We start from the raw sequence: 13,127 nt of genomic DNA on the forward strand, positions 1-13,127 counted from the left end.
AGCAAATGCGCGTAAGGGGGCGACATTCGCGCAGAACGAGCGGCTAAAATATGCCCATTACGCCTTTGCCGATGCCGAAAGGCTTTCGAGGCGAAGGCCTTCTTACAAGACTAAGGAAGATGACGGCGCAGGGCCCGACTGCGGCTCCGCCGTCAGGAGACATACATTGGACAACAAAATCTTCAGCCGCATCGCCGTCTGGGCGCTGGTCGGTCTGGTGCTCTTCACGGTGTTCCGCCAGTATGAAGACGCCTACGCCCCGCCGCGCGACACGATCAGCTACACGCAGTTCATGGAGGACGCCAAGGCGGGCAAGGTCCGTCGCGTCGACATCCAGGGCCGTACGCTCATCGTCACGCCCCAGACCGGCGAGGAATTCAAGCTCACCAATCCGGGCGACATCTGGATGGTGGACGAGCTCAGGAAGAGCAACGTTCAGATCTACGGCAAGGCCGAGGAGGAGCCGTCTCTTCTGACGACCATCTTCATCTCCTGGTTCCCGATGATCCTTCTCATCGGCGTGTGGATCTTCTTCATGCGCCGCATGCAGGGCGGTGCGGGCGGCGGTGGCGGAGCGTTCAGCTTCGGCAAGTCGAAGGCCCGCAAGCTTGACGAGGAAAGCAACAAGGTGCGCTTCCGCGACGTCGCGGGCTGCAACGAGGCCAAGGAAGACGTTCAGGAAATCGTGGACTTCCTTCGCGAACCCAAGCGCTTCCAGCGTCTCGGCGGCCGCATTCCGCGCGGCCTGCTGCTCGTCGGACCTCCGGGCACCGGCAAGACGCTCCTCGCCAAGGCGATCGCCGGCGAGGCGGGCGTGCCGTTCTTCACGATCTCCGGTTCTGACTTCGTTGAAATGTTCGTCGGCGTGGGCGCAGCCCGCGTGCGCGACATGTTCGAGACCGCCAAGAAGAACGAGCCCTGCATCATCTTCATTGACGAAATCGATGCGGTCGGCCGCCAACGCGGTGCAGGCCTCGGCGGCGGCAATGACGAACGCGAGCAGACCCTCAACCAGATGCTCGTCGAGATGGACGGCTTCGACTCCGGCGCCAACGTGATCGTGATCGCCGCGACGAACCGTCCCGACGTTCTCGACCCCGCTCTGCTGCGTCCGGGCCGCTTCGACCGCCAGGTGGTGGTGCCGCTGCCCGACATCCGCGGCCGCGACCAGATCCTCAACGTGCACATGCGCAAGATCCCCGTCGGCAAGGACGTCGACAGCATGGTGATCGCGCGCGGTACGCCGGGCTTCTCGGGCGCCGATCTTGCGAACCTCGTCAACGAGGCCGCGCTCTTCGCCGCCCGCCGCAACGGCCGCGTCGTGAAGATGTGCGACTTTGAAAACGCCAAGGACAAGATCATGATGGGCGCCGAACGCCGCGCCATGGTCATGAGCGAGGACGAGCGCCGCAACACGGCCTACCACGAGTCCGGCCATGCCGTCGTGGCACGCCTGATGCCCAAGTCCGATCCAGTCCACAAGGTCACGATCGTTCCGCGCGGTCGTGCGCTCGGTCTGACGATGCAGCTTCCGAAGGAAGACCGCTACGCCTACGATCGCCAGTACCTGCTCACGCGCATCGCGATTCTCTTCGGCGGCCGCATCGCCGAGGAGGTCTTCATGAACCAGATGACGACCGGCGCTTCGAACGACTTCGAGCGCGCCACGCAGATGGCCCGCGACATGGTGATGCGCTACGGCATGAGCGACAGGCTCGGGCCCATGGTCTACTCTGAAAACGAGGGCGAGGTGTTCCTCGGCCGCTCCGTGACGAAGACGACCAACATCTCCGAGAAGACGATGCAGGAAGTCGACGCCGAAGTCCGCCGCATCATCGACGAGCAGTACGCCATCGCGCGCAGGCTCATCGAGGAAAACCGCGACAAGATGGAAGTCATGGCCAAGGCGCTTCTCGACTGGGAGACGATCGACGCCGACCAGATCGACGACATCATGGAAGGCCGCGCGCCGCGTCCGCCCAAGACCTCCAAGGAGGCCGTGAAGCCTGAAGCGGCGCAGGCCGCCGCGCCCGAGGGCGAGGCAGGCGCCGCAGAAGAGCCCAAGGCCGAAGATGCCGAGGCTCCCGCGGCTCCCGAAGCCGCCGGCGCGAAGGAGGCTTCCTCCTCCGACAATGCCGGTGCCCCGAAGGGCGATGATGACCGCCGCTCCGAATAACCTCGGAACAGGCTAAGATAGGCTGCAGGGCTGAAGAGAGGCCCTGCAGCCTTTTTCAATTGATAAAAACAAAAGCGATAAAAGCAAGATGACAGAACTTCACGAGCGCGCCAGCGTCTGGCGCTGTGGCGCCAAGGTCTTCGAGATCGACCGCCTCCACCCGCTCATCATGGGCATTCTGAACGTGACGCCGGACTCCTTTTCCGACGGCGGCACCCACAACGGCCTTGAGGACGCCGTTGCCTGGGCGCACCGCATGCGCGACGAAGGCGCGCACATCATCGACGTGGGCGGCGAGTCCACGCGTCCGGGCTTCAACGAAACCGGCGTCACGCTTGAAGAGGAGCGCCGCCGCGTCATTCCCGTGGTCGAGCGACTCGTGAAGGAAGGATTCATCGTGAGCGTCGACACCTCCAAGCCGGAGATCATGACCGAGGTGGCTTCGCTCGGCGCGCACATCCTCAACGACATCCGCGGCTTCGAGATGCCCGGCGCGCTTGAAGCCGCCGCGGCGACGGACTGCGGCCTCGTCGTCATGCACCGCTCGGCCACCACGGACTACAAGGATGTCGTGGCGGAGGTCGAGGCCTACCTTCAGGAAAGGCAGCGCCTCCTCGAGGGGCTCGGCGTTTCGGCGGACCGCATCTGCTGGGATCCGGGCTTCGGCTTCGGCAAGACCGTCGAGCAGAACTTCGCGCTGCTCGGCTCCACGGAAAGATTCGTTGCATCCGGTCAGTCCTATCTGATGGGGCTCTCTCGCAAGTCGTCCATCGGGGCGGCCACGGGCCACAAGGCGCCCATGGACCGCATTGCGGGCAGCATCGCCGGCGCGCTTATCGCCGTCGAGCAGGGCGCCCAGGTCGTCCGCGTGCATGACTGCCGCCAGACCGTCGACGCCGTCGCCGTCTGGCGCGCGTCCGAGGAGGCCTGCGGACGCAGGTAAGAAACAACCTAAGGAGAACAATCATGACTCGTCGTTATTTTGGTACGGACGGTGTTCGAGGCCGTGTCGGCAAGGCGCCGATCACGCCCGACTTCGTGCTACGCCTCGGTCAGGCCGCAGGCCGCGTTCTTCGCCGCCAGAGCCTGACGGGACACGCGACCGTGCTCATCGGCAAGGACACGCGCGTTTCGGGCTACATGCTCGAGGCTGCGCTTCAGGCAGGCTTCTCGAGCGCCGGCGTGGACATCGTGCTCTGCGGTCCGATTCCGACGCCCGCCGTCGCCTATCTCACCCGCGCCCTTCGCCTCGACGCGGGCGTGGTGATCTCCGCGAGCCACAATTCGTACGACGACAACGGCATCAAGTTCTTCTCAGGCGAAGGTACGAAGCTGCCCGACGCCGTCGAGCTCGGCATCGAGGACGAGCTCGACGCGGGCTGCACCTGCGTGCCTTCGGCCGAACTCGGCAAGGCCCGCCGCCTTGACGATGCGGCCGGCCGCTACATCGAGTTCTGCAAGTCGACGATCGATTTCAGCACGGACCTCAAGGGCCTGCGCATTCTCGTCGACTGCGCCAACGGCGCCGCCTATCACATTGCGCCCGACGTCTTCCACGAACTCGGCGCCGAAGTGGTCGCCGTGGGCAACACTCCAGACGGCCTCAACATCAACGACGGTGTGGGCGCGACCCACACCGAGAACCTCTCGCGCCTTGCCGCCGAGCACGGCTGCGACGTCGCGGTGAGCCTCGACGGCGACGCGGACCGCCTGATCATGGCGGACGCCGAAGGCCACGTCTACAACGGTGACGAACTCCTCTACGTGATCGTGCGCGACCGCATGTTGCAGGGCCCAGTCGCGGGCGTTGTCGGCACGCTGATGACCAACTACGCCCTCGAGCGCCGCTTCGGCGAACTCGGCGTCTCCTTCGTGCGCGCCAAGGTCGGCGACCGCTACGTGCTCGAGGAGCTCAAGCGCAACGGCTGGCTTTTCGGCGGCGAATCGTCGGGCCACATTCTTGCGCTCGACCGTCAGACGACGGGCGACGGCATCGTGAGCGCCCTTCAGGTGCTCTCCGCCATGCGCCGCAGCGGCAGGAGCCTTGCCGAACTGACGGCCGACCTGCAGCTTCTGCCTCAGGTACTCGTCAACAAGCGCATTCCTGCCGGCTACGACTGGCAGAACGACCGTGACTTCTCGCGCACGGTCGAGGCCTGCCGCACCGAGGTGGAGGGCCGCGGCCGCGTGCTCATCCGTCCGTCGGGCACGGAGCCCCTGCTGCGAATCATGGTCGAGGCCGACGATGCGTATCTTGCCGCCGAACTGACTTCCCGCATGGCCGAGAGCCTTTCCGTCGAGCATCAGGCTTGATCTACGACGAAACATTGGTAAATTCACGGTGACACGACAGAGTCAAACTTGCTAAACTGCAGGATACGATTCCATCCCGAGGATGGTGTTCAAGAGTTTTTAGATTGATAAGGAAGAGATAAATGGCCGAAGAAGTCAAGTCTGCCGATGCTCCCGTTCAGCAGCCCGCCAAGGGTCCGTTCGTGCATTCCCTGCGCGTCTACCTCGTTGGCGGCCAGCAGTTCACCCTCAATGAAGTGACGGATTCCCCCGAAGTTCCGAGGAACGTCGTCGCCTTTATCAACGCCTGGCGCGCCAAGAAGGACGTCTGGCACAGCCCCAACAACGACGTGCATTTCGGCGTCCGCGTGAAGGATGTGTCCATGTACGAATACCGCGTCGGCCAACCGGCTGCTCCGAAGGCTGAAGAGGAAAAGGTTGAAGCCGAGGTCGCTGCCGAGGCTCAGGCCAAGGCTGAAGCCTGATATCGGGTCATCCGCTGAAGAAAGCCGGACTGTTTTCGGGCAGTTCGGCTTTTTTGTCTTCAAAAAAAAGGTTCGGGCGCTCGCAAGCGGGTCTGCATTTGATAGACTTCCGAGCATCTGTCTTTTTATTCCCGGCCCTTGTGCCGGTGCATGTGTCATGAAGCTGATTGTTGCCATCATCAAGCCGTTCAAGCTCGATGAAGTTCGTGAGGCACTCGCCGACGTCGGCGTGAACGGCCTTACCGTCACGGAAGTGAAGGGCTTTGGCCGCCAGAAGGGTCACACCGAGCTCTACCGCGGTGCCGAATACGTCGTGGACTTCCTGCCCAAGCTCAAGATCGAGGCCGTCGTCGCCGACGACATTCTCGAGCAGGCCATCGAGGCCATTCGCAAGGCCGCCTACACCGGCAAGATCGGCGACGGCAAGATCTTCGTCTACGAGGTCGAGCAGGCGATCCGCATCCGTACGGGCGAAATGGGCGAGGACGCCGTCTGACAGGCATCCCGCGTGCGCGCCTTCGAGGCCTGCAGGATGAAATTGAAAGGCAGAGGGGACAGGCATGAGCCTGTCCCCTCTGCTTTTATTGCCAGAAGATCCCGAGTCCTTCCTCAGTCGCGCTTCTGCTGCGTGACGAGCACCCGCACGGCGCCTTCGTCGCCGTCGTTGGGCGGACACTGGACGAAGGCCATCACCTCGGGACGCTGCTTGAGCCAGCGGCGGACCATGTCGCGCAGAACGCCCTGGCCCTTGCTGCCGTAGCCCACGCCGTGAACGATGCGCAGGCAGCGGCGCCCGCTCATGTGGTTCTCGAGGATGAAGCGGGCGACCGCTTCGCGAGCCTCGTCGACGCGCATGCCGTGGAGGTCGATCGCCGCCTCGACCGGCCATTCGCCGCGATAGAGCTTGCGGGGAATGTCGGGCGAGACGCCCTTGCGGTGCATCATGCGGCCGTCTTCGGTTTCAAGAAAGACGGAGGCGTCGAGAAGGTCCGACATCTGCGACTCGGGTTCCTTGTCCTCGCCCGTACCGAGATTGAGGGCGACGGGACGGGGCTTCGGAGCCTTGGTGTCGGCAAGCTTCTTCTGGGACATCTTGCGGACGCCGAACTCCGCCATGGCGGCGGCGAACTGGTTCGCTTCGGCATGCCTGCGGGCTTCCTCGGCACGACGCTTCTTTTCGGCCTCCTCGCGGGCCTTGGCCTCTTCCTTGAGGGCCTTGCTGACCTGCTTGAGGTCGGCGAAGTTGTTGATGACTGGCATTTGTGATGAATCCGAAGGGATTTACCTTGATTGAAGTTACTGTTGGTTTTCCAGGAAGCGTTGGGCGTCGAGCGCCGCCATGCAGCCCGTGGCGGCGGAGGTGACGGCTTGACGGTAGGTCTGGTCCTGCACGTCGCCTGCGGCGAAGACGCCGGGAATGCTGGTGGCGGTAGCGGCGGGGCTGCGCGTGCCGGCCGTGACGATGTAGCCGCGGTCGAGCTCGAGCTTGCCCTCGAAGAGGGACGTGTTCGGACGGTGGCCGATGGCGATGAAGACGCCTTCAACGTCGACTGTCTTGTCGGCTTCGCCCTTCGTGGAGGCGAGCTCAAGACCCGTGACGCCCTTGCCGTCGCCGAGCACTTCCTTGACTGTGCGGTCGAGCTCGAGCGTGATGCGGCCTTCCCTGACGGCCTCCATCAGGTGGTCGACCATGATGGGTTCGGCGCGGAAGGTGTCGCGGCGGTGCACGAGCGTGACGTGGCTGGCGATGTTGGAGAGGTAGAGGGCCTCCTCGACGGCTGCATTGCCGCCGCCCACAACCGCGACGGGCTTGCCGCGGTAGAAGAAGCCGTCGCACGTGGCGCAGCCCGAGACGCCCTTGCCCTTGTACTGCTCCTCGCTTTCAAGACCGAGGTACATGGCGGAGGCGCCCGTCGCGATGATGAGCGCGTCGCAGGTGTATTCGCCGCCCATGTCGCCCTTGAGCGTGAAGGGACGCTTGGAAAGATCGACGGAGGTGATCATGTCGAAGGCGACCTCGGTGCCGAAGCGCTCGGCCTGCTTCTGAAGGCGTTCCATGAGCTCGGGGCCCTGGATGCCGTCGACGGCGGAGGGCCAGTTGTCGACTTCGGAGGTCGTCATGAGCTGACCGCCGTGGTCCATGCCCGTGATGAGCATGGGCTTGAGGTTGGCGCGAGCGGCGTAGATGGCGGCGGTGAAGCCGGCGGGGCCGGACCCGAGGACGATGAGCTTGCTGTGTTTGGCTTCCATGGGAAAAATCTCCGGTGGACCTGCGCCTTTGGAGCGCAGGCGGCATGAGGGGCGCACTCTTCGGGGCGCCCTCATGCAAAATGATAGATGAATTTGATTTTAGACCTAAAATTAATAGTGATGTCTTAAGGCGTCCCGGCCTTCGCGGGCAGGGCAATACGCTGTAACGATTTCCATGCATGGCCGGCTGCCTGCCGCGGCGGCAAAGGGACCGACGACGGCGGCCGAACTTTTTAGAATTAGGTGGATCAGGAGGAGGCGCAGACAGGCCTCCCTACACGTCAAGCGTAAAAATGGCAAGAGAAACGAAAAAAGGCACTCGCAAGCAGAAGACGAAGAAAGACGTCCGGGATCAGGCGACCGAGCCTGTCGTTCAGGCGGCGGTCGTTCCTGGCCGCGACCTCAAGGGACTGCTGTGCGCATGGTTCATGAACACGATCAGGACCCTCTGGGCATGGAGCTGGCTGCTGTCGGTCTTCTTTGCCATCGTGATCGCGCTTACGCTCGGGAGCTATTCGCTCAACGATCCGTCCTTCTCGGTTTCGACGGGTCGCACGCCCGAGAACTTCTGCGGCGCGCTCGGCGCCTGGACGGCCGATCTCATGCTCTCGGCCTTCGGCTTTTCCGCCTGGTGGTTTGTGCTCGGCAGCGCGATGATCGGCTTCTTCGCGATCCGCACGGCCTGGCGCCGCATGAAGGGCGAGACGGATCCTCTTCGCATCAATCCTCCCAAGATCACGGCCGCCGTCGGCTTTCTGGCGGTGCTCGTGGGCTCGACCTGCCTCGAGGCCCTGCGTCTTCGCCGCTTCCAGATGATCCTTCCGGGCGAGCCGGGCGGCATCCTCGGCGACAGCCTCGCCTGGGGCATCCGCCACTACATCGGCGTCGGACTCTCCACGGTGCTTTTCGTCTCGCTCATTGCAGTCGGCCTTTCGCTTCTGATGGACTTCCAGTGGGGAGACGTCGCGGAGCGCATCGGCCGCTTCATCTGCTGCTGGTTCATCGATCCCGTGGCCCGTCTCCTCAAGACCAAGCGCCGCGAGGAGGTGCTCGCACCCCAGGATGAGCCCGAGACCGTGGACACGGATGCGAGCATCGTGCCGATCGTGCGCGTGGTCGATGATGACACTCCGCCCGCCGCATTTGTCGAGACGCTCGCCAGGGCGGATGCGTTCTCTGCATCCGTTCCGGCCTCCGCAGGTCCTGCAGTGCAGGCCGCCCCGAGGGCTTCCAAGCATGCGGACTGCCCCCTCAGCATGTCGCTTCTCGACGAGCCGCCCGCTCATCGCGAGGCCAACAGCGCCGACGACCTGCAGATGACGGGCAGGCTCATCGTCTCCAAGCTCAAGAGCTACGGCATCGAGGCCTCGATCGGAGGCATCCAGCCCGGTCCCGTGATCACCCAGTACTGGCTCGAGCCCGGTCCCGGTGTCAAGGGTTCGCAGATCGACAACGTGAGGGACGACTTGCGCCGCACGCTCGGCGTTCAGGCCGTGCGCGTCGTGCCGAGCATTCCGAACACGAGCTTCATTGGTCTTGAAGTTCCGAACCCCGTGCGGGAGACGGTCCGCCTCAAGGAGATCCTCGAGAGCAAGGCCTTCCGAGAAAGCACGGCGCCGCTCACGCTCGCGCTCGGCAAGGACATCGGCGGCAAGGCCTTCGTGATCGACCTCGCCAAGATGCCGCATCTGCTTGTGGCGGGTACGACGGGGTCGGGCAAGTCGGTTGGCATCAATGCCATGATTCTCTCGATGCTTTACCGCAATTCGCCCGCGGACCTCAGGCTCGTGCTGATCGACCCGAAGATGCTCGAGTTCTCGCTCTACAACGGCATTCCGCATCTTCTCTGCCCCGTCGTCACCGACATGAACAAGGCGGCCTCGGCCCTCAAGTGGCTCACCCGCGAGATGGACCGCCGCTATGCCGTGATGAGCCGCATGGGTGTGCGTCACTTCAACAACTACAACGAGAAGATCCGCAGGGCCGCGGAAAACGGCGAGACGATTCCCGATCCGCTGCAGTCTCCCGAGGATCCCGTTCAGAAACCGCTCGAGGTCTGGCCCTTCATCGTCTGCATCGTCGACGAACTCGCGGACCTCATGCTCACGAACCGCAAGGAGGTCGAGGGCGAGATCACCAGACTCACGCAGAAGGCCCGTGCAGCAGGCATTCATCTGATCATCGCGACCCAGCGTCCGTCGGTCGATGTGGTGACAAGCCTCATCAAGGCAAACGTGCCCACGCGCATCTCCTTCCAGGTGGCTTCGGGCATCGACAGCCGCGTGATTCTGGGCGAGTCCGGCGCCGAGTCCCTGCTCGGCTGGGGCGACATGCTCCTGCGCCGTCCCGGCGTGCCGCAGTCGACCCGCATCCAGGGGTGCTTCGTGGCTGACGATGAAGTGCTTCGCGTCGTCACCGAACTGCAGAAGCTCGGCGAGCCCGACTACATCGACAGCGTCACCGAGGAGCCTGACGACGAGGGCGGCGACGGCGATGCGGGTGCGGGCGGCGGCCGCAGGTCGGGCGAGTCCGATCCGCTTTACGACAAGGCGGTCGATCTCGTGCTTCGCGAGCGCCGCGCGACGATCTCGTTCGTGCAGCGCCATCTCGGCGTCGGCTACAACCGAGCCGCCAATCTTCTCGAAGCCATGGAGGAGGCCCGCATCGTGAGCAAGGCCAACAGCATGGGCCGACGTGAAATTCTTGTACCGGAGAACTAAATGACTGAACTGACGCGCCGAACCTTCATCATCGGACTCTGCCTTGTGTCCGCCGCGGCCCTTGCCGCAGGGAAGACGGAGGCCACCGGCTCGCTCGTCAGGCTCAAGGCCTTTCTGAAGTCGACCACGAGCGCCCGCGGCACCTTCAGGCAGACGGTGATCGACCGTTCGGGCCGCGAGGTCTCGAAGCCTTCCTCGGGGTACTTCCGCTTCATGCGTCCGGGCCGCTTCGAATGGACGTATGAAAAGCCGTACGTCCAGCGCATCATGAGCGACGGCAAGACGCTCTGGATTCATGATCCCGAACTCTTTCAGGTGACGGAGAAGGCCCTTGAGGGGGCGCTCCCGTCCACGCCCGCCGCTATTCTCTTCGGCGAGCGCGACTTCGAGGAGGACTGGAATGTGACGGAGATTTCGGACACCGTGCTCGAGGCGCGTCCGAAGAACCCCGACGGCTCGTTCGAGTCGGTCGTCATCGAGTTCGACGCAAGGGGCGAGCTTGCGGGCATGGAGCTCGTCGACACGTTCGCCCAGCGTACCACGCTCGTCTTCGGGGAGATCGTCCGCGAGCGCATGGATCCCGCCTCCTTCAGGCTCGAGATTCCCGAGGGCACGGACGTCGTCAAGTCCGCCTTCTGAGCACGGTCGGACGGGCGGGCAAAAAGAGGCTTTCCCTCTCTATCGGTACGGGAAAGCCTCACCGAGGATCGTCCGTTGAGCTGATACAATGAATCCCATAGCAGGGGAGGCGAATCACGGCTTCACCCGGCACAGTTTTTTTCAAGAAGTATCAGCAAGGTCTGCTCAGGCGGACCGTTTTGGGTGGCCAGCATATGCAGGACAGCATGCGCAGAGTTCTGATTGACCGACTGCTTTCCGACAAGAGCGTCGTCACGCTTCAGGAACTGCAGGATGTCCTGAAGGTCAGCATTCCCACGATCAAGCGCGACCTGCGTTACATGCGCAAGGAGCTGAAGGCGCCGATCGTCTATTCACGAACCCGCGGCGGCTATCTTTACGATCTTCCAGCGGGCAAGTCCGGCGCGAGCCCCGAGTTCCAGAGGTTCTGGTTTTCCGCTCAGGAGCTCTATGTCGTCGTGAAGATGGTCGACATGCTCAAGGCACTCTCGAAGGACAAGTCTTCGGTCATTCTTCAGGATCTCGAACCGCTGCGCTCGCGCGTGGCGGGCCTGCTCAATCTCGGCGGCAAGAGTCCGCGCGAGATTCTCGGCAGGGTGAAGGTCATCGACCCGTCGGTGATTCATGGAGAGCCCGAGACCTTCCTGACGATCGGGAGCGCCCTGTTCGAGCACAAGCGCGTGCAGATTTCCTATTACAGCCGCACCCGCAGGGCGGAGTCCTTTCGTGAGATCTCGGCCCAGCGTCTGGTTCATTACCGAAACTACTGGTACGTCGACGCCTTCTGCCACGCCACGAACGCCCTGAGGACGTTCGCCATCGACAACATCCGCCGCGTCATCGTCCTGGGGACGACGGCCAAGCGCGTGCCGCTTCATACGATCGAGTACAACCTCGATCAGAGCTACGGTCTCTTCATGAGCGGCGATCCCAAGCTTGCCGTGCTCAGGTTCGACGCCGAGGCGTCGCCCTATCTCAAGCGCGAGACGTGGCATCCGAGGCAGACACTCGAGGAGCATGGAGACGAGGTGGTCCTGACGGTTCCCTACACGAACCCGACGGAACTCATCGGCGACATCTTCCGCTGGCGAGAGCACGTCGTCGTCGAGGCTCCTGAAGAACTGCGCCGCGAAGTCCGTGAATGTCTCCTGAAGACATTGAGTCAATACTGAGGCTGACGCCGCCTTGAGGGCGGCTCGCTTCCGGATTGACGGTAGACAGGAACTTCAATCATGACGGAAGAGCAGGTCAGGGCGAGGAGACATCGCGGCAGGCGCCATCGCCGCCCGAGTGTCCGGGACTTGCCCGAGATCTTTTTCTGCGGCGATCCGCACGGCACGTTTGATCAGATCAACGAGGCCGCCCGCCTTTATTCGCCCGATGCCATGGTCATTCTCGGCGACCTTCAGCCGCCGGCGCCGCTGCACGTGGTGCTGGAGGAGGCGCTCGCCTATACGGACATCTGGTGGATTCCGGGTAATCACGACACGGATTCGGACGAGTTCTACGACAGGCTGTGGCGAAGCGAGCTTGCGGGCCACAACCTGCACGGGCGCGTCGCCTGCGTGGCGGGCATGCGCATCGGCGGTCTGGGCGGCGTCTTTCGTGGTCAGATCTGGATGCCTGACGGCAATCCGAACTACTACAGTCCCGCGACCTTCATGCGTCGCGTGGGCCAGGGCAACATCTGGCGGGGCGGCGTGCCGCGCAGGCACCGCTCGACGATCTTCCCGTCCGTCTACGGCAACCTTCAGAGGCAGAAGGCCGACATTCTCGTGACGCACGAGGCCCCCTCGTGTCACAAGAAGGGCTTTTGCGCACTCGACAGGCTTGCCAAGACGATGGGCGTGAAGTGGCTTTTCCACGGGCACCAGCACGAGGACCGCGCCTACGGCATGCAGGGCTTGATTCTCACCCGTGCAGTCGGCTACAACGGCATCGTGAACCTCAAGGGCGAGGTCGTCGTTGAGGCGAAGCTCGATCCGAGAGAGGAAGCCGCGCTGCAAGCGACCGACGAGTGGCGCTACATGTCGGACAAGAACCCGATCATCGTCCGAGACGAGGACGGGCACATCTCGCTCGTACCCGAAGGACGTGAGTGCACGCCCGCGATTCTGCCCGTGTCCGAAAAGGTGCTCGCCAAGCTCAAGGCGGCTCAGGAGGAAGGGGGAAAGACTCCCGCGCTCGAAGAAAAGGGCAGGAAGGCCCAGAAGTCCGAGCAGGGCGGCGCTCCGCAGGGAGTGAGAAAGCAGGGCGATGAGGAGAAAAGGGGGCGTTCGCACCGTTCCTCTCGCTCGCGCAGCGGCCGGGACCGCTGGCGGCGTGCGAAAAAGCCGTCGCAACAGCAGCAGGGATGATCTATGACGAAAAAGGCGCCGTCTCCAGTGGGACGGCGCCTTTTCTGGTGTGCCAGACATGGGCCCAATCTACACGGGAGCGCCTCTGAATGAGAACTTTGCAGAACAGAGCGGTCTACTGAGGTAGGTAAAGGGAACGGGGGATGCAAACAGAAGAGCAGAGAGGACGGAGGCCACTCCGATGACTGCTCGCAACCGCGTGGTACGA

The 13,127-nt window shown here is 63.4% G+C and carries 11 protein-coding genes; 9 read left to right on the plus strand and 2 right to left on the minus strand.

The window, feature by feature from the left end; all coding sequences use genetic code 11:
* The first annotated feature begins 166 nt into the window (after positions 1 to 166).
* From ftsH to HMPREF3036_RS09180, 5 genes are all read left to right on the plus strand, one after another.
* Entirely contained in the window at positions 167 to 2,176 is a 2,010-nt protein-coding gene (ftsH, locus tag HMPREF3036_RS09160) for an ATP-dependent zinc metalloprotease FtsH (protein WP_005437331.1), read from the plus strand.
* 88 nt (positions 2,177 to 2,264) lie between these two features.
* Complete coding sequence (gene folP / locus HMPREF3036_RS09165) at positions 2,265 to 3,119, plus strand: dihydropteroate synthase (protein ID WP_062333791.1); 855 nt, start codon at positions 2,265 to 2,267, stop codon at positions 3,117 to 3,119.
* A gap of 23 nt (positions 3,120 to 3,142) precedes the next feature.
* Entirely contained in the window at positions 3,143 to 4,489 is a 1,347-nt protein-coding gene (gene glmM / locus HMPREF3036_RS09170) for a phosphoglucosamine mutase (RefSeq protein ID WP_062333794.1), read from the plus strand.
* A gap of 122 nt (positions 4,490 to 4,611) precedes the next feature.
* Positions 4,612 to 4,953: a hypothetical protein gene (locus HMPREF3036_RS09175; RefSeq protein WP_005437335.1), complete on the plus strand. Its 342-nt coding sequence runs from the start codon at positions 4,612 to 4,614 to the stop codon at positions 4,951 to 4,953.
* 157 nt (positions 4,954 to 5,110) lie between these two features.
* Complete coding sequence (locus HMPREF3036_RS09180) at positions 5,111 to 5,449, plus strand: P-II family nitrogen regulator (protein ID WP_005437337.1); 339 nt, start codon at positions 5,111 to 5,113, stop codon at positions 5,447 to 5,449.
* A 113-nt stretch (positions 5,450 to 5,562) separates the two neighbouring features.
* On the opposite strand, the gene HMPREF3036_RS09185 is transcribed toward HMPREF3036_RS09180, so the two are convergent.
* Both HMPREF3036_RS09185 and trxB read right to left on the minus strand, forming a co-directional pair.
* Complete coding sequence (locus HMPREF3036_RS09185) at positions 5,563 to 6,213, minus strand: Smr/MutS family protein (protein ID WP_005437338.1); 651 nt, start codon at positions 6,211 to 6,213, stop codon at positions 5,563 to 5,565.
* A 36-nt stretch (positions 6,214 to 6,249) separates the two neighbouring features.
* Entirely contained in the window at positions 6,250 to 7,203 is a 954-nt protein-coding gene (gene trxB / locus HMPREF3036_RS09190) for a thioredoxin-disulfide reductase (RefSeq protein ID WP_062333797.1), read from the minus strand.
* 293 nt (positions 7,204 to 7,496) lie between these two features.
* On the opposite strand from trxB, the gene HMPREF3036_RS09195 reads away from it, so the two are divergent.
* The 4 genes from HMPREF3036_RS09195 to HMPREF3036_RS09210 all read left to right on the plus strand — a co-directional run bounded on the left by HMPREF3036_RS09195 (position 7,497) and on the right by HMPREF3036_RS09210 (position 12,919).
* Positions 7,497 to 9,923 carry a DNA translocase FtsK gene (locus HMPREF3036_RS09195; protein ID WP_062333800.1) on the plus strand — a complete coding sequence of 809 codons (2,427 nt, stop codon included), beginning with the start codon at positions 7,497 to 7,499 and terminating at the stop codon, positions 9,921 to 9,923.
* Positions 9,924 to 10,562: an outer membrane lipoprotein periplasmic chaperone LolA gene (gene lolA, locus HMPREF3036_RS09200; RefSeq protein WP_062333803.1), complete on the plus strand. Its 639-nt coding sequence runs from the start codon at positions 9,924 to 9,926 to the stop codon at positions 10,560 to 10,562.
* A gap of 206 nt (positions 10,563 to 10,768) precedes the next feature.
* Positions 10,769 to 11,734 (plus strand): helix-turn-helix transcriptional regulator, encoded by a 966-nt coding sequence (locus HMPREF3036_RS09205; protein ID WP_005437349.1) that lies wholly within the window; start codon positions 10,769 to 10,771, stop codon positions 11,732 to 11,734.
* Between the two features lie 129 nt (positions 11,735 to 11,863).
* Positions 11,864 to 12,919 (plus strand): metallophosphoesterase family protein, encoded by a 1,056-nt coding sequence (locus HMPREF3036_RS09210; protein WP_231289398.1) that lies wholly within the window; start codon positions 11,864 to 11,866, stop codon positions 12,917 to 12,919.
* The last annotated feature ends 208 nt before the right edge of the window (positions 12,920 to 13,127 follow it).

Source organism: Sutterella sp. KLE1602 (assembly GCF_001578585.1).
Lineage (GTDB): Bacteria > Pseudomonadota > Gammaproteobacteria > Burkholderiales > Burkholderiaceae_F > Sutterella > Sutterella wadsworthensis_A.

What these genes read in the sequence shown, in the direction of transcription:
- glmM (WP_062333794.1), top strand. Translation starts at nt 3,143, where the DNA reads ATGACTCGTCGTTATTTTGGTACGGACGGTGTTCGAGGCCGTGTCGGC.
- HMPREF3036_RS09205 (WP_005437349.1), top strand. Translation starts at nt 10,769, where the DNA reads ATGCGCAGAGTTCTGATTGACCGACTGCTTTCCGACAAGAGCGTCGTC.
- trxB (WP_062333797.1), bottom strand. Translation starts at nt 7,203, where the DNA reads ATGGAAGCCAAACACAGCAAGCTCATCGTCCTCGGGTCCGGCCCCGCC.
- lolA (WP_062333803.1), top strand. Translation starts at nt 9,924, where the DNA reads ATGACTGAACTGACGCGCCGAACCTTCATCATCGGACTCTGCCTTGTG.
- HMPREF3036_RS09185 (WP_005437338.1), bottom strand. Translation starts at nt 6,213, where the DNA reads ATGCCAGTCATCAACAACTTCGCCGACCTCAAGCAGGTCAGCAAGGCC.
- HMPREF3036_RS09195 (WP_062333800.1), top strand. Translation starts at nt 7,497, where the DNA reads ATGGCAAGAGAAACGAAAAAAGGCACTCGCAAGCAGAAGACGAAGAAA.
- folP (WP_062333791.1), top strand. Translation starts at nt 2,265, where the DNA reads ATGACAGAACTTCACGAGCGCGCCAGCGTCTGGCGCTGTGGCGCCAAG.
- HMPREF3036_RS09180 (WP_005437337.1), top strand. Translation starts at nt 5,111, where the DNA reads ATGAAGCTGATTGTTGCCATCATCAAGCCGTTCAAGCTCGATGAAGTT.
- HMPREF3036_RS09175 (WP_005437335.1), top strand. Translation starts at nt 4,612, where the DNA reads ATGGCCGAAGAAGTCAAGTCTGCCGATGCTCCCGTTCAGCAGCCCGCC.